This is a genomic window from Mycolicibacterium iranicum (assembly GCF_002101705.1).
Taxonomy (GTDB): Bacteria; Actinomycetota; Actinomycetes; order Mycobacteriales; family Mycobacteriaceae; genus Mycobacterium; species Mycobacterium iranicum.
Genome location: NZ_LQPC01000047.1, coordinates 445,597 through 461,896, shown reverse-complemented (window position 1 = coordinate 461,896; position 16,300 = coordinate 445,597). Strand labels below are relative to the sequence as shown.

The following is a 16,300-nucleotide window of genomic DNA, read 5'->3' as shown; positions in this document are numbered from 1 at the left end:
TCGTATGACCGATGCGGTGAATCCCGAACGGCTGCTGTTCGCCTCGACCACTCAGACGTTCCTTGAGAAGCAGGGCTCGCTGACCCATGTCCGGGGGCTGCACGCCTCCGGGGTGTCGTTCCAGCGCGAATGGTGGCAGCGAGCAGCGGAATTGGGGTGGACCAGCCTGCTGGTGCCAGAGGAACTCGGTGGCGGCAGCGTCTCTGGGGACGGGGTGGCAGACCTGGCGCTGGTCGCTGAGCAGATCGGCCACACGGTCGCGCCCGGCCCACTGCATCCGGTCAGCGTCGTTCTCGCCGGTCTCGTCGAGGCGCCGAAGGAACACGAGGAATCCATCGAGGGCCTGATCTCCGGTGAGCTGATCGCGTCCTGGGCGGTCTACGAACCCCGGCGCCCGTTCGCCGCGCTGACGGCCGAAACCACTGCGACCCGAACCAATTCCGGTTATCGCATCGACGGGGTCAAGGATCGCGTCGAGGCAGGCGCCGACTGCGACGCCGTACTCGTCGTTGCTGCCTGTGACGGGGCGATCAGGCAGTTCCTGGTGCCGACAGACGCCGCAGGGGTCACCGTGACGGTGCAGAACTCCGTCGACATGGTCAAGCGCTACGCGCGAGTGCGTTTCGACGGGGTGCAGGTCGCCGAATCCGCGGTGGTGGGTACTGCCGAGCAGACGTCGGCGATCATCGAACGCCAGCGTCAGATCGCGCTGATTCTGCAGTGCGCCGAGATCGTCGGGATCCTCGACTCGGTGCTCGCGATGACCAACCAGTGGCTCACGGATCGCCACAGCTTCGGCCGTCCGCTGGCGTCCTACCAGGCGCTCAAACACCGTGCGGCGGACATGAAGTTGTGGTTCGAGGCCTGCCGCGGCACCACCGCGGGTGCAGTCGCGGCAGTTGCGCAACGCTCTCCCGACGCCGAGAAGCTGGTCAGCGTCGCCAAAGCCTATGTGGCCGAGCGTGCCCCGATGATGCTGCAGGACTGCGTCCAGTTGCACGGCGGTATCGGCGTCACGTGGGAACACGACCTGCACCTCTACCTGCGCCGGGTGGCGCTCTACCGGGCTGTGTTCGGCTCCCCGGAGGATCATCACCGCGTCGTCTATCAGCTGAGCAGGAAGGCAGAGGTCCCGGCATGACCGACACCGTCACCTCCACACAGACGACCGAGTCGGTAGCGGATTTCGCCGCCCGCGCGCGGGCCTGGCTGGCCGAGAACATGCCGAGGGTCGATCCCGACCACCCGCCGTTCTCGGTGCGTGCCGAACAGGCCTCTTGGGACCGCGCGAAGGAACTCCAGAAGCGCTTGTACGAGGGAGGTTTCGCAGGAATCTGCTTCCCGCGCGAGTACGGCGGGCTCGGCCTGGACTATGCCTACCAGCGGGCGTTCAACGCCGAATGCCGAAGCTACGAGATGCCCTTGATACTCAACACGCCGACCTTCACGATCTGTGCGGCGACCATCCTCGACGTGGGCAGCGAAGCCCAGAAACGCGACCGCATCTCGGCCGCGATTCGCGGTGACGAGATCCTGGTTCAGCTGCTCAGCGAACCCAGCGGTGGCTCCGACCTCGCCGGCGTCATCACCCGGGCCGACTACGAGGGTGGCAAGTGGATCATCAACGGCGCCAAGACCTGGAGCACCAGCGCGTTCGCCGGTGACTACGGCCTGATGCTGGCCCGCACCGACTGGACGGTGCCCAAGCACGAGGGCCTGACGATGTTCCTCGTGCCGCTGAACTCCCCCGGCATCACGATGCGCCGCATCAAAGAGGTCAACGGCAATGAAGAGTTCTGCGAGGAATTCTTCGACGGCCTCGCGCTCGGCGACGATGCCGTCGTCGGCGAGGTCAACAAGGGGTGGGAGGTTGCCACCCGCCAGCTGCACCACGAGCGCCGCGCGGTGGGCGGCGGTTCGGAGTTCGCCAGCGGCACCGCCGCCGAAAACGCCAACGAGATGCCGCCCGATCACGTCGGGCTGGCCGAGGCCACCGGCCAAGGCGACGATCCTCGTATCCAGGATCTGGCGGGGCGCGCGCTGACACGCAGGATCGTCAAAGAACAGCTGATCGACCATGTGTTCCACGCGATCGCCGACGGCTCGCTGCCGCCGAACGCGGGCACGCTGATTCGGCTGTTCCATGCCGAAACCACAGAACTTGAGGTCGACACGGCACTGGCGATCGCGGGAACTGCGGGCGTGATCGACGAGGGTTCGCAGGAGGCACCGGGCCTCACGGAGCTCTCCGACATCGGTGTGCGCTACCTGTCCCGGCAGACGGGATCGCTCGGCGGTGGCAGCTCAGAGATGGCGCGCAACGTGATCGGCGAACGCATCCTCGGCTTCCCGCGCGAAGCCGCCGCCGACCGAGGCGTGCCGTTCAATCAGGTGAAGCGCAACAAGAGCTAGAACGCCGCTGGCACCAAAACAGCGCGTCTTCTAAAACAGCGCAGGCTGAGCCGATGTCGCGGCGGGTGGCGGTGCAGTCGGCGCGCCGCGAAACGACCGTCCGTCACGGGTCAGCCCGTGTTTGGCGATCAGCGGCGCTGCGCGCTGGGCCAACATCGCCCGGTACTGCTGCGGTAGGTACGCGCCCCGCCGGTAGAGATTGCGGTACTCGCCGACAAGGTGCGGGTACGCGGCCGCGAGCCAATCCATGAACCACCCGCGTGTACTCCCCCGCAGGTGCAGTCCGAACACTGTGACACTCGTTGCCCCCGCTGCGGCGATGCGCCCTAGCAAGTCGTCCAAGTGCTCCTCGGAGTCGGTGATCCGCGGCAGGACGGGGGCCACCATGACGTGACAGTCCAGCCCTGCATTGCGGATCGCGGCGACCAGTCCCAGCCTCGCCTGGGGCGACGGCGTGCCCGGCTCGACGCGGGCGTGGATGTCCGGATCACCCACCGCCAGCGATACGGCGACACTGGCATCGACCCGGCGGGCCACCTCGGTCAGCAGCGGAAGGTCCCTGCGCAACAGCGTGCCCTTGGTCAGGATCGAAAACGGTGTCCCGAAGTCGGCGAGGGCGCCGATGATGCCGGGCATCAGCGCGTAACGCCCCTCGGCCCGCTGGTAGGGGTCCGTATTCGTCCCCAGCGCAACGGTTTCGCGCATCCATGACGGCCTTCGCAGTTCGCGGCGCAGCACCTCGGCGACGTTCGTCTTGACGACCACCTGACTGTCGAAGTCCTGGCCGGGGTCGAAATCGAGATACTCGTGCGTGGGCCGGGCGAAGCAGTAGCGGCACGCATGGGAACACCCGCGATATCCGTTGACGGTGTACCGAAAAGGGAGGACGGCAGCACCTTCAGGAATTTTGTTGAGCGCCGACTTGCAGAGCACCTCGTGGAAGGTGATGCCCTCGAACTGCGGCGTCCGGACGGTGCGGATCAGGCCGATACGCTGTAGCCCGGGGAGTGCGCCGTCGTCGACGTCGATGCCTTGGCCTGCCCAGCGCATAAACCATGCGAACATATGTTCGACATGCTGTCAAGCGACCCGCTGTAAAATCGCAGCCGTTGCGCAATTTGCTAAGGGGCACATGTCGACTCAGAAGACACCGACCAACTACGACACCGAGCTGCAGTCGGAGCGCAGCTATGTCGAAGGCCTGTACGAACGGCTCGATGCCGAGCGCGAACGGGTGAAATCCAGATACGCTGCCGCGCTCGGGGCCCCCGTCGATACCCAGGACGGCGGCACCATGGTGGATCGCGACGCCGAGGTGCGCGCGTCTGCCGCCCGGATGGACCGGCTGAACATCGCGGACGCCGGCTTGTGCTTCGGCCGCCTCGACAGCGTCGACGGTGAGCGGATCTACATCGGCCGCATCGGCGTGCAGGACGAGGACAACGACTACGAGCCATTGCTGGTCGACTGGCGTGCGCCCGCGGCCCGCGCGTTCTACGTCGCGACGGGCGCCCATCCGGAGAACATGCGCAGGCGCAGGCAGTTCCGCAGCATCGGGCGCCGCGTCATCGACTTCACCGACGAGGTGTTCGGCAGGCCCGGCTCCGACGAGACTGAAGGCCAGCGCGGCAGTTCCAGCGACGTGGCCCTGTTGGCGGCGGTCAACGCACCACGCGGGGAAGGAATGCGCGACATCGTCGCCACCATCCAGGCCGAGCAGGACGCCATCATCCGGCTCGATCATCCCGGGGTGCTCGTCATCGAGGGCGGCCCCGGCACCGGCAAGACCGTCGTCGCCCTGCATCGCGTCGCCTATCTGCTCTACACCCAACGCAAGCGCATGGAGAGCCACGGTGTGCTCGTGGTCGGACCGAACGCCGCGTTCCTGCGCCACATCGGGCGGGTGCTGCCGTCACTCGGCGAAACCAATGTGGTGTTCATGACCGTCGGCGATCTCTATCCCGGTCTGCACGTCACCGACACCGACACCCCGAAGGCGGCGCAGATCAAGGGATCGCTGGCCATTCTCGACGTGCTTTCCGCAGCGGTCGCCGACCGGCAGCGCGTGCCGCAGGAGCCGGTGCCCATCGACCTGTCGGACGTGTCGGTGAGCATCGGCGCCGACATCGCCCAGTGGGCTGTCCAGGAGGCGCGCGCCACCGATCAACCGCACAACGACGCCCGTACCACGTTCGTCGACGTCATCACCTGGGCGCTTACCGAACGGGCGATCGCCAAGATCGGCCGGGGATGGCTCACCCGCGCGGACAAGGCCGCGTGGGAACATCTGCGCGCCGACCTGATCGACGAGCTGGAGGATCACGCCGGTTTCAAGGCGGCGCTCGATCGGCTCTGGCCCGTACTAACGCCGGAATCCCTTCTCAGCGAGCTGTATTCGTCACACGAACGGCTTCGCGCCGCAGGCGCGGATCCGGCGCTGCACCGCGAGGACGGTGCGGCGTGGACACTGTCGGACGTACCCCTGCTCGACGAGTTGGTCGACCTGCTGGGCCGTGACAAGTCGGGTGAGGAAGCCGCGGAACGGGAACGGGTGGAGGAAGCCGCGTACGCGGCGGGCGTCCTCGATCTCATGATCGGGCGCGAGGACATGATGGACGACGAGGACCGGCTGATGGCCCAGGACGTCATCGCGGCCGAGGATCTCGCCGAGCGATTCCTGGAGCGCGACACCCGCGAGCTCGCCGAACGCGCAGCCGCCGACCGGGAATGGACGTACGGGCACGTCGTCGTCGACGAGGCGCAGGAACTCTCCGAAATGGACTGGAGAGTGCTGATGCGGCGCTGCCCGAGCCGGTCGTTCACCACGGTCGGCGATCTCGCGCAGCGGCGCTCCTCAGCGGGGGCGACCTCGTGGGACGCGATGCTCAAACCGTATGTGGCAGAGCGCTGGATGTATCGAACCTTGACGGTGAACTACCGCACGCCGTCGGAGATCATGGCCGTCGCGGCCGCCGTGCTGGCCGAATTCGCGCCCGCCGTACAACCGCCGGAATCGGTGCGCTCCACCGGTGCCGCACCGTGGGCGCGCCGTGTAGTCGACGACGAACTGTCCACGGCCATCGAGGAATTCGTGCAGGAGGAAGCAGCACGGGACGGCACCAGCATCGTCATCGGGCCGCCCGGCGTGCCGGGCACGGTGCCGCCGACGGCCACCAAGGGCCTGGAGTTCGACGCGGTGCTCGTGGTCTATCCGGAACGGATTCTCGCCGAGGGGTTTCGCGGCGCGGCCGACCTGTACGTCGCACTCACCCGCGCCACGCAGCGCCTCGGCGTGCTTCATCGCGACGAGCTTCCGCCCGCCCTGTCGGGATTGACCCCCGTCTAGATCACCAGTTGCCGAGCTGGCACCGCACGTTGTAGGGATCGTTGTGCTCGGTCAGGACCGCGCCGTCGACGGCGATGTCGCAATGCGCATTAGGGGCGGCCTGGCCACCCTTGGTGGTGCTGCTGACCTGAAGAATCGCCCAGTTCGGGTCCTCCAGCGTCGTTTCGAACACCCACGGCACTCCGGGCGCCAGGTTGACCTTCTCGCGCTTGGCGAACGCGTAGGCGTCGGCGTTGAAGGCCTCCATGCTGGGCGGCTGGCTCGTGAGGTAGAAGAGGTCGAACTGGTAGGCACCCCCGGACACCAGGGTGTACCGGACCTGATGACCCGCGGGCTGAGCACCCGCAGTGGGTGCACCGACCACGACCGAGGTGGCCGCCGCCATCAGTGACGCCCCGACCGCCGCTCCTACTTTGGCTGCATTGCTTCGCAAAGCTGATCGCATACTGGTCACATCGCCGGACGCTACCGGATTGTTACGAGCGTGCTAGTCCCGCCGGCACGCGATCGGTGAACGGCAAACCAACTGTCGATTGCGGCAACAGGTTAACTTCCCTGTCACACACAGACATTTGGCAGAAACACAGGCGCTCTAACGTCCCGATTCGACACCGGGCGGTGTCGAAAGTTCGTCGTTCAGAAGTTTCTCCACTCGGCGCCTCATCAGCTGGTGAGCGCTGCCGACTGCCAGAAAGGCCGTTCATGCACCAACCTCGACGCCACCCGTTCACGAGATCAGCGCTGAGAGCAGGAAGTGTCGTGGCCGTCGCCAGTCTGCTGCTCGCCGGCTGCGGCAGTAAGGCCACCGAGACAGATTCAGCAAATGCCGAGTCCTGTGTCGACACCTCCGGCGACACCATCAAGGTCGGCGCACTGAACTCGCTGTCGGGGACTATGGCGATCTCCGAGGTCACCGTCCGCAACGCGATCGATCTGGCCGTCGAGCAGATCAACGCCTCGGGCGGGGTCATGGGCAAGCAGATCCAGCTGGTGGGCGAGGACGGCGCGTCGGAGCCGACGGTGTTCGCCGAGAAGGCCGAGAAATTGATCAGCAGCGACTGCGTCGCCGCGGTGTTCGGTGGATGGACGTCTTCGAGCCGCAAGGCGATGCTGCCCGTGTTCGAGAGCGCCAACTCGCTGCTGTACTACCCGGTGCAGTACGAGGGCCTGGAAGCCTCCCCCAACATCTTCTACACGGGCGCCACCACCAACCAGCAGATCGTGCCAGCGCTGGACTACCTGAAGGAGCAGGGGGTCAAGTCGCTCTACCTGGTCGGTAGCGACTACGTGTTCCCGCAGACCGCCAACCGCATCATCAAGGCCTACGCGCAGGCCAACGGCATGGAGATCAAGGGCGAGGACTACACCCCGCTCGGCAGCACGGACTTCTCCACCATCGTCAACAAGGTGCGTTCCGCCGACGCCGACGCGGTGTTCAACACCCTCAACGGCGACTCGAACGTCGCGTTCTTCCGTGAGTACAAGAACGTCGGCCTGACGCCTCAGGACATGCCGGTCGTTTCGGTGTCGATCGCCGAAGAAGAGGTCGGCGGTATCGGTGTGCAGAACATCACCAATCAGCTGACCGCGTGGAACTACTACCAGACCATCGACACACCGGTGAACAACGAGTTCGTCAAGGCCTACAAGGCCAAGTACGGGGCCGACAAGCCGACCTCGGACCCGATGGAAGCCGCGTACGTGTCGGTGTACCTGTGGAAGAACACCGTGGAGAAGGCACAGTCGTTCGACGTCAAGGCAATTCAGGACAACGCTGACGGTGTCACGTTCGACGCCCCGGAGGGCCTGGTCACCATCGACGGCGAGAACCACCACATCACCAAGACCGCAAGAATCGGTGAGATCCGCCCCGACGGGCTGATCTACACGATCTGGGAGTCGCCCGGCCCGATCGAGCCGGATCCGTTCCTCAAGTCCTACCCGTGGGCCGCCGGACTGTCCGGCTGATCCGGGCGAGCGAAACGACGGGAAGAGTACGCAGCACGTGGATGTCGTAATCGGACAGCTGGCAACAGGATTGAGCCTCGGCTCGATCCTGTTGCTGGCCGCACTGGGACTGTCGCTGACCTTCGGTCAGATGGGCGTCATCAACATGGCGCACGGCGAATTCATCATGGCCGGCTGCTACACCGCCTACGTGGTGCAGCAGATCGTATCGAGTGCCGGTGTCTCGCTGATCATCTCGCTGATCCTCGGCTTCTTCATCGGTGGTGCGATGGGCGCACTGCTGGAGGTCACGCTGATCCAGCGCATGTACCACCGCCCCCTGGACACCTTGCTGGTGACGTTCGGCGTCGGCCTCATCCTGCAACAGGTGGCGCGCGACATCTTCGGGGCGCCCGCGGTGAACGTCATCGCGCCGGAATGGCTCTCCGGCGGTGTGGAAATCCTGGGTGCCGTAGTACCGAAAACCCGCATCTTCATCTTGGTGCTTGCGGTGGTGTGCGTCGCGGTGTTGGCCGCGGTGCTCAAGGTCAGCCCGATGGGGCGGCGAATCCGCGCCGTCGTGCAGAACCGCGATCTCGCTGAGACCAGCGGCATCTCGTCACGCAAGACCGACATCACCACGTTTTTCATCGGGTCTGGCTTGGCGGCGGTCGCCGGTGTGGCGCTGACGCTGATCGGATCGACCAGCCCGACGATCGGGCAGAGCTATCTGATCGACGCATTCCTCGTCGTGGTGGTCGGTGGTCTCGGCCAGATCAAAGGCACGGTCATCGCGGCGTTCGCGCTGGGCTTCCTGAACTCGTTCATCGAGTACAACACCACGGCGTCACTGGCGAAGGTGATCGTCTTCGTGATCATCGTGGTATTCCTCCAGGCCCGCCCGCAGGGTCTCTTCACGGTTCGAACAAGGAGTCTCGTATGAGAACCGTCCTCGGGCGTTGGCAGACCTGGGCCGGTTTCGGAGTCGCTGCCCTGGTGCTGTTCGTCATCGCGCCCGCGGTGCTGTCCGACTTCCGGCTCAGCTTGCTCGGCAAGTTCCTCTGCTTTGCGATCGTCGCGGTCGGAATCGGCCTGGCATGGGGCCGGGGCGGCATGCTCGTGCTGGGTCAGGGCGTGTTCTTCGGGCTCGGCGGCTACATGATGGCGATGCACCTAAAAATTGCCGACGCGCAACTGCGCGGCGACGAGGTGCCCGATTTCATGCAGATCCAGGGTGTGCGTGAATTGCCCGGCTATTGGGCACCTTTCGCATCACCGATCGTGACGCTGATCGCGATCATCGTGATCCCCGCCGGGATCGCCGCAGCGCTCGGACTCAGCGTGTTCAAGCGGAAGGTCAAGGGCGCATACTTCGCGATCCTGTCGCAGGCTCTCGCGGCCGCCCTGGCCATTCTGCTGGTCGGACAGACCAGCCTCGGCGGCTCCAACGGGCTCAACAGGTTCCGCACGTTCTTCGGGTTCACGCTCAACGATCCGGTGAACCGCAGAATGCTGTACTTCATCGCCGCCGCGGTGTTGCTGATCGTCGTCGCGGTGGTGCGTCAGCTCATGCAGAGCCGCTACGGCGAACTGCTCGTCGCCGTGCGCGACGGCGAGGAGCGGGTGCGCTTCCTGGGCTACGACCCTGCCAACATCAAGGTGGTGGCGTATACGGTGGCGGCGCTGTTCGCCAGCATCGCCGGTGCGCTGTTCGCCCCGATCGTCGGGTTCATCGCGCCGTCTCAGGTCGGCATCCTGCCGTCGATCGCATTCCTGATCGGCGTCGCGATCGGTGGCCGCACCACCCTGCTGGGACCGGTGCTGGGCGCGATCGGTGTCGCGTGGGCGCAAACCCTGTTCTCCGAACGCTTTCCGTCGGAGTGGACATATGCCCAGGGCCTGTTGTTCATCGTTGTCGTCGGCTTCTTCCCCGCCGGTTTCGCCGGCCTCGCGGTGCTGCTGAAGCGACGGCGCAAGGCCAAGGCCGAGTCGCCGCCGGAGCACGCCGCAGACTCCGACCCCGACGCAGAGAAGGTGGGCGCCAGCTCATGACCGAAGTCGAAGCGAGCACCGCAGGCAAGGAACCTGCCGAAGGCGGCAACGTCGGCATGGGCACGCAGTACCTCGAAGTGCGGGGTCTGACAGTGGATTTCGACGGCTTCAAGGCTGTCAGCGATGTCGACCTCACGTTGTTCCAGGGCGACCTGCGGTTCCTGATCGGCCCCAACGGCGCCGGTAAGACGACCGTGATCGACGCCATCACAGGCCTGGTTTCTGCGACGGGCTCGGTGAACAAGTCCGGCGTGGAGCTGCTCGGCAAGAAGGTGCACCAGATCGCCCGGCGCGGCGTCGGGCGCACCTTCCAGACCGCCAGCGTGTTCGAACAGCTCACCGTGCTGCAGAACCTCGACATCGCTGCAGGCGCCGGCCGGTCGGTGTGGACATTGCTGCGGAGGCGCAGCGGTGTGCTGCCCGCAATCGAGCAGGCGTTGCACACCATCGGACTGACCCACCTGGCCGACAAACCCGCCGGGGTGCTCGCCCACGGGCAGAAGCAGTGGCTGGAGATCGGCATGCTGCTGGTGCAGAACGCCGATGTGCTGCTGCTCGACGAACCGGTGGCGGGAATGAGCGCCGAGGAACGCGAAGAGACTGGAAACCTGTTGCGCCGCATCGGTGCCGAACGCACCGTCGTCGTCGTCGAACACGATATGGACTTCATGCGGGCGTTCGCGACGTCGGTGACGGTGCTAGCGCGCGGCCAGGTGATCGCCGAAGGCTCGGTTGCCGAGGTGCAGGCCAACCCCAAAGTCCAAGAGGTTTACCTGGGTACCGCCGCGGCCGGTGCCGACGGCATCGAACTCGTCGAGGAGAACTCCTGATGCTGCAATTGGTCGACGTCCGAACCGGCTACGGCCGCAGCGAGGTCATCCATGGGGTAAGCCTCGAAGTGCCCACCGACGGAGTCGCCGCGGTGATGGGCCACAACGGCGCCGGGAAGACGACCTTGTTGCGCGCCGCCGTCGGACTGTTGAAGTGCACGTCGGGCAAGGTGCTCTTCGACGGTGACGACATCACCAAGCTGCGACCCAGCGCGCGTGTCGGCCGCGGCCTGGCGTACGTACCGCAGGGGCAGCAGTCGTTCGGACAGCTCACGACCGCCGAGAACCTTCAGGTGGTCGCCGATGGCCGCAAGAACGGCAAAGCGCTCATCGACGAGCAGCTCGATCTCTTCCCGGCGCTCAAAGAACTGCTCACGCGGCGCGCCGGCCTGCTGTCAGGCGGGCAGCGTCAGCAGCTCGCCATCGCCCGCGCGCTGATCACCACGCCGAAGTGCCTGATACTCGACGAGCCGACCGAAGGTATCCAGCCGTCGGTCGTCCACGAGATCGAAGAAGCCATCACCGCGCTGACCAATCGCGGTGACCTCGGGGTGCTCCTCGTCGAGCAGCACATCGGCTTCGCCCTGGAATCCTCGCAGCGGTACTACATTCTGGAGGCCGGCCGCGTCACCACCAGCGGCACAGGCGGTTCCGCGTCGGAAGCCGACGTCCGCGCCGCCATGGCCATCTGAGCGGCAGCCCTGCACCGCGAGCGCGCGTGTCTGCACAGCGGCGCGCCGAGCAAAAGTGTGCAAATGCGCTCGCTCGCAAGGTGTTCGGTCGGGTATCAGTTGCCGGTGGAGGTTCCCGAGCTACTCCATGTCTTCCACACCCGCGCCGGGTAGCTGGTGTCGACGACGCCGTTGGTGACCCGATAATGGCCGGCTCCTACGTGGCTTCCGGGGGTTGGGGCAGGCGATGTCGCTTACTTGCTCTCCCGTTCAGACGATGGCGAAGCCCCACTCCAGGTAGCGGGCGGTATGCCGCTTCCGAGGTGTTCGAGGACGTTTACCGACACCCCGAGCCATTGCACGGCGTGTGTTGCGGTCGCGTGTAGTCAGACTCTTCGCAAACTTCAACAGCAAACCGCCGCCGGTACTAGCTCCTCAACGCCCAGGGTTTTGGGGGATCCGGCCGCCGAACAACCGGGCCGCATTCTCGCAGCTGATTTTTCGGCGCGTGGCGTCGTCCATCGGATACGACGCCAAAAACTGCGCGCCGGTCTCGTTGTCGTCCATCGGATAGTCCACCGAGAACATCACGCGCTCGGCGCCGAGCACCTCCAGGGTGCACCTGAATGCAGGTGCACAGAAGTTTCCGCTCATCGTGACGTGGAAATTGGTCCGAAGATAGTCCGACGGCATGCGTTGCAGGCGGTGCCGCGCGTTCTCGTCTCCCCCAAGTCCGTAATAGCGGTCTAGGCGATAAGCGGCGAACGGCAGCATTTCGCCGAGGTGCCCGATGACCATCTGCAGTCCCGGGAATTTGTCGAAAAGGCCCGAGTAGATGAGTCTCAACACATGGGTGCCGGTTTCGGCGGCGAAACCCCATGACGCCAGGTGCATGCCATCGGCGACGTACGGCGCAAACCACGCCTGCATGACCGCGGGGTGCGGCGTCGTGGGATGTAGATAGATCGGCACTCCGAGCTCCTCGGCGCACCCGAACAATTCGTGGTACGCCGGATCGTCGAGATAGCGACCCTGGCAGTGGCCGTTGATCAGCGCGCCGACCAACGGCAGCTCGGTGACTGCACGCCTGAGTTCGGTAGCCGCCGCAGCGGGGTCCTGGGTTGCCAGCGTTGCGAAACCACCGAAGCGACTGGGGTTCTGACGCACCGTTTCCGCAAGGTCGTCATTGGCTGCGCGAGCGAGATCGACGGCCCTGGACGCATCGGCCTCGTCTTGAACGCCGGGGTCGAAAAGCGACAGGATTTGGAAATCGATTCCGGCGGCGTCCATCTGTTCCAACCGAAGGGCGCCCCTGTCGTACAGGCGCTCGTGACCGACTGGGTTGTTTACTCTCAACCAGTTGGCCACCACATTGTCCCGGCTGGCCGGATCCCAGGCGTAGTGCTCTTCGAGCGCGATCAACGTCATGGCACCTCCACAGTGGATCAATCAGACTCTAAAGCGCCGCGGTCTTCTCGGGCCGGTGACACACTTCCCGCATGCGCGTGATCGCCGAAACCGGTCGATTCGTCGTGGCCGAGGACGGACCGAACGTCGTCGTCATCGACCGCGGCGGCGGTCCGATGCAGATCCTCGTCTTCGTGCTGCTGGTGATCGCGCTTGTGTTCGGAGGTTTCGGGTTGGTGACCCTGGTGATGACGGCGTCAAGCATCTCTTCGGGCGTCCCGGCTGCGATCTCTGCGGCGCTGCTCGGTATCGGCGTGCTGGCTGCCGTTGGGATGGCGTACGGCGCCCGGTCCCAGCGCCGACGCCGACGGGCTCCGCTGCAAAACTACCCACCGGTGGCCGTCTTCGACCGCGCGCAGCGCACCTTCATCGATGCCCACGGACGCAGCGTTGCGCGACTCGATCAGGTCCGCATTGAGCGCCGCATGCAGATCGGCTCCAGCTCACCCAAACTCGTGGTGCTCACGCCGGCCGGCGAATGGGTGTTGCTGCGCGGCAACCCCTTTGGTGGATCGATCGGAAACCTCGACGAGGCGCTCAGGCATGCCCTCGCGATCCCGAAAGCTAGGCGGTAGAGGCTCAGAGGGCTGGCGGCATCTCGGCGTCGATCAGCGCGCGGACCCGAAGGTTTGCCCCTGCCTCGGTAAGGAATCGCACCGCCGGCGCAATGTCGTAACGCGCGTGCGGGCCGCCGGCACCAGATCCGAGGAAGAAGGCGCCGTCGGCGATGGACCGCACTCTCGGGACGATCCGCTCGACGGGTTCGTCCAGCATCTCGGCCACCGCGGTCGCGATGGCCGACACCGTCGCGACCGTCGCGTCCTGCACGGCGTCGAAAATGATCCGCTCCTGGTGCCCGAGCTCGGTCTCCTTCTTCCACGGATCGAGACCTGTTGGCGCACAGGTGTAGTGATCCCCGTCGTTGGCGAAGGACAGCAGGAAGTCGGGCGTCTGTTCCGGGGTGAGGTTTCCCGGACCCGCGATTCCGCCGGAAACGAATCCATTGATGTTGCGCGGCAATGGTTGTCCGGCGAACGCATTGCCGTTGGCGACGCCGGGGCACCGCATCGGATCGCCGTAGTTCACGATCGCCGCAACGTCGTCGAGCCGATGGTGCAAGACGCCGTCCGCGGCGAGGATGTCGTCGCGCCACACGGTGCCGACGATCAGTGCACCCTGGCTGTAACCGCTGAGCGCGACAGGGCCGGGATGCCGCCGGATCTGAGCACACAGCGCGGCCCGACCCACGCACACCGAAGGTCCCATCGGGAAGGCCGCAGCCGGATAGCCGACCGGCTGCCATTTCCACATGCCCTCGGCCTGCGTCAGGAGCGCCCTCGCCAGATCTGCGGGGAAGCCCGCACCGAACGGGTCGGCAACACCGGTTCCGTTCACCGTCAACAACGTCGCGGTCGGTGCGGCGACGATGCCTTCGTCGGCCGCGCGGATCCGCGGGTGTGCACTGCCGTCGATGCCGTCAACCGCTCCCATCGCGCTCCTCTTTCGTCAGTCCCGGGAACGTTCCGGCCGGGTCTGACTGACATGGTCGCGAGTGCGGGCGGGCGTGTCGTGCGTAGTGCACTACGCAGGTCCCGCGGCTCCACGGAGAGGGCTCCCAGCTGCGGTGCGGCGGCCGTCAGCCCAGGCGGGAGAGAACGTCGTCGACGACGTCGTCGATCGCGACGTCGACCTGCTCCCCCGTCGACAGATTCTTCACGCCGATGGTTCCTGCCTCCAGGTCCCGGTCGCCGGCCACCAGCGCGATCGTGGCGCCGGAACGATCGGCGCCCTTCATCGCGCCCTTGAGACTGCGATCGCCGTACGCGACGTCGACCCGCACCCCGGCCGCGCGCAACTGCGCACCCAGAACGGCCAGGCGCACCTTCGCGTCGCCGCCCAGCGGTACCGCGTAGACGTCGACCCGGGCCGTCTCACCGACCGTCTTGCCCTCGGCGCGCAGCGCGAGCAGCGCCCTGTCCACCCCGAGCCCGAATCCGATGCCGGACAAGTCGCGTCCGCCCAGTTGGGCCATCAACCCGTCGTAGCGGCCGCCCCCGCCGATGCCCGACTGCGCGCCGAGACCGTCGTGGACGAACTCGAACGTCGTCTTCGTGTAGTAGTCCAGGCCGCGCACCATGCGCGGATTGATGACGTAGGGCACCGACAGCGCGTCGAGGTGGGCAAGCACGGTGTCGAAATGCTGTTTGGCCGCATCGGAGAGGTGGTCGAGCATCACCGGTGCGTCGGCGGTCATCTCCCTCACGTGCGGACGTTTGTCATCGAGGACGCGCAGCGGGTTCAGCCGGGCGCGTGCCTGTGTCTCCTCGTCGAGATCGAGCTTGAACAGGAACTCCTGCAACAGCTCGCGGTACTGCGGTCGGCAGCTGTCGTCGCCCAATGAGGTGATCTCAAGCCGGAACCCGTCGAGCCCCAGCGACCGGAAGCCGGCATCGGCGACCGCGATGACCTCAGCGTCCAGTGCCGGATCATCGACCCCGATGGCCTCGATCCCGACCTGCTGCAGCTGGCGATAACGGCCCGCCTGCGGTCGCTCGTAACGGAAGAACGGTCCCGAATAGCAGAGCTTGACCGGCAACGCCCCGCGATCCAGGCCGTGCTCGATGACAGCCCGCATCACGCCCGCGGTGCCTTCAGGGCGCAGCGTCACCGAGCGCTCGCCGCGGTCGGCGAAGGTGTACATCTCCTTGGAGACCACATCCGTGGACTCCCCCACTCCGCGGGCGAACAGCGCGGTGTCCTCGAAGATCGGCAGCTCGATGTCGCCGTATCCGGCGCGGCGCGCCGCGTCGAGCAGCCCGCTGCGCACGGCGACGAACTCGGCCGAGTCGGGCGGCAGATAGTCGGGGACGCCCTTGGGCGCTTTGAAACTGTCAGTCACGGGTCAAACCTTTGAGGAAGGGGTTGGTGTGGCGTTCGGTGCCGATGGTGGTCCGCTCGCCGTGCCCCGGTAATACCAGGGTGTCGTCATCGAGCACCAATAGTTTCGTCACGATCGACTCCAGCAGGTCGCGTCCGCTGCCGCCGGGCAGGTCGGTGCGCCCGACCGTCTGCTGGAACAACGTGTCACCGGTGAAGGCGACGTGGTCGGTTCCCTGCTCCACCCGGAACACCACCGATCCCTTGGTGTGACCCGGCGTGTGGTCCACCGCGACGGTGATGCCGCCCAGCTCGATCTTGTCGCCGTCGCGGTCGAGTTCGACGACCTGCTTGGGCTCGCGGAACATGGCCCCGAGCGCTGTGCGCGCCAGACCGCCGAAGAAACCGCGGCCGAACCCCCTGATCGGATCGGTGAGCATGTAGCGGTCGGCGGGGTGGATGTAGACCGGGCAGCCGTAGGTGTCCGCGACCTTCTGCGCCGACCACATGTGGTCGATGTGACCGTGGGTGAGCAGCACCGCGGCAGGGGTGAGCCGGTTCTCGTCGAGAATCCGCCGCAGCGGCCCCGACGCTCGCTGGCCGGGATCGACGACGACGGCGTCGGCCCCCTGCCGCGGGGCCAGCACATAGCAATTGCATGCCAACATGCCTGCCGGAAATCCGGTGATCAACACGTC

At 66.0% G+C, this 16,300-nt stretch carries 15 protein-coding genes; 9 read left to right on the top strand and 6 right to left on the bottom strand.

What is annotated here, in order from left to right; genetic code table 11:
* Positions 1–4 precede the first annotated feature (4 nt).
* The gene (locus AWC12_RS23450) at positions 5–1,141 is read left to right on the top strand and encodes an acyl-CoA dehydrogenase family protein (protein ID WP_085177205.1); all 1,137 of its coding nucleotides are present in this window, start codon (positions 5–7) and stop codon (positions 1,139–1,141) included.
* Positions 1,138–2,412, top strand: a complete 1,275-nt coding sequence (locus AWC12_RS23445; protein ID WP_085177203.1) for an acyl-CoA dehydrogenase family protein — start codon at positions 1,138–1,140, stop codon at positions 2,410–2,412. Before AWC12_RS23450 ends, AWC12_RS23445 begins: the two co-directional genes overlap by 4 nt.
* Positions 2,413–2,442: 30 nt before the next feature.
* Here AWC12_RS23445 and AWC12_RS23440 read toward each other — a convergent pair whose 3' ends face one another.
* Positions 2,443–3,462 (bottom strand): Rv2578c family radical SAM protein, encoded by a 1,020-nt coding sequence (locus AWC12_RS23440; protein ID WP_085177438.1) that lies wholly within the window; start codon positions 3,460–3,462, stop codon positions 2,443–2,445.
* A gap of 82 nt (positions 3,463–3,544) precedes the next feature.
* On the opposite strand from AWC12_RS23440, the gene helR reads away from it, so the two are divergent.
* Entirely contained in the window at positions 3,545–5,758 is a 2,214-nt protein-coding gene (gene helR / locus AWC12_RS23435) for an RNA polymerase recycling motor ATPase HelR (RefSeq protein WP_085177201.1), read from the top strand.
* Position 5,759: 1 nt separating this feature from the next.
* Here the strand turns inward: helR and AWC12_RS23430 are convergent, their stop codons facing one another.
* Positions 5,760–6,203 carry an Rv2576c family protein gene (locus AWC12_RS23430; protein ID WP_234814140.1) on the bottom strand — a complete coding sequence of 148 codons (444 nt, stop codon included), beginning with the start codon at positions 6,201–6,203 and terminating at the stop codon, positions 5,760–5,762.
* A 257-nt stretch (positions 6,204–6,460) separates the two neighbouring features.
* Between AWC12_RS23430 and urtA the strand changes: the two genes are divergently transcribed.
* The 5 genes from urtA to urtE are packed head-to-tail and all read left to right on the top strand — an operon-like array spanning position 6,461 to position 11,279.
* Positions 6,461–7,726: an urea ABC transporter substrate-binding protein gene (urtA, locus tag AWC12_RS23425; RefSeq protein ID WP_085177197.1), complete on the top strand. Its 1,266-nt coding sequence runs from the start codon at positions 6,461–6,463 to the stop codon at positions 7,724–7,726.
* A gap of 37 nt (positions 7,727–7,763) precedes the next feature.
* The gene (gene urtB / locus AWC12_RS23420) at positions 7,764–8,648 is read left to right on the top strand and encodes an urea ABC transporter permease subunit UrtB (protein WP_024447362.1); all 885 of its coding nucleotides are present in this window, start codon (positions 7,764–7,766) and stop codon (positions 8,646–8,648) included.
* A complete protein-coding gene (urtC, locus tag AWC12_RS23415) occupies positions 8,645–9,757 on the top strand; it encodes an urea ABC transporter permease subunit UrtC (RefSeq protein WP_085177195.1) in 1,113 nt (370 codons plus the stop codon). Before urtB ends, urtC begins: the two co-directional genes overlap by 4 nt.
* Entirely contained in the window at positions 9,754–10,587 is an 834-nt protein-coding gene (gene urtD / locus AWC12_RS23410) for an urea ABC transporter ATP-binding protein UrtD (protein ID WP_024447364.1), read from the top strand. The genes urtC and urtD overlap by 4 nt, the downstream gene beginning before the upstream one ends.
* Entirely contained in the window at positions 10,587–11,279 is a 693-nt protein-coding gene (gene urtE, locus AWC12_RS23405; protein WP_024447365.1) for an urea ABC transporter ATP-binding subunit UrtE, read from the top strand. Before urtD ends, urtE begins: the two co-directional genes overlap by 1 nt.
* Before the next feature lie 414 nt (positions 11,280–11,693).
* On the opposite strand, the gene AWC12_RS23400 is transcribed toward urtE, so the two are convergent.
* Complete coding sequence (locus AWC12_RS23400) at positions 11,694–12,686, bottom strand: amidohydrolase family protein (protein ID WP_085177193.1); 993 nt, start codon at positions 12,684–12,686, stop codon at positions 11,694–11,696.
* 71 nt (positions 12,687–12,757) lie between these two features.
* Here AWC12_RS23400 and AWC12_RS31730 point away from each other — a divergent pair, with 71 nt between their 5' ends.
* Positions 12,758–13,300: a hypothetical protein gene (locus AWC12_RS31730; protein ID WP_234814124.1), complete on the top strand. Its 543-nt coding sequence runs from the start codon at positions 12,758–12,760 to the stop codon at positions 13,298–13,300.
* 4 nt (positions 13,301–13,304) lie between these two features.
* On the opposite strand, the gene AWC12_RS23390 is transcribed toward AWC12_RS31730, so the two are convergent.
* The 3 genes from AWC12_RS23390 to AWC12_RS23380 form a co-directional block, all read right to left on the bottom strand.
* Positions 13,305–14,216: a cutinase family protein gene (locus tag AWC12_RS23390; RefSeq protein ID WP_110808724.1), complete on the bottom strand. Its 912-nt coding sequence runs from the start codon at positions 14,214–14,216 to the stop codon at positions 13,305–13,307.
* Between the two features lie 145 nt (positions 14,217–14,361).
* A complete protein-coding gene (hisS, locus tag AWC12_RS23385; protein WP_085177191.1) occupies positions 14,362–15,624 on the bottom strand; it encodes a histidine--tRNA ligase in 1,263 nt (420 codons plus the stop codon).
* Positions 15,617–16,297: an MBL fold metallo-hydrolase gene (locus AWC12_RS23380; protein WP_024447371.1), complete on the bottom strand. Its 681-nt coding sequence runs from the start codon at positions 16,295–16,297 to the stop codon at positions 15,617–15,619. Before AWC12_RS23380 ends, hisS begins: the two co-directional genes overlap by 8 nt.
* Positions 16,298–16,300 lie beyond the last annotated feature (3 nt).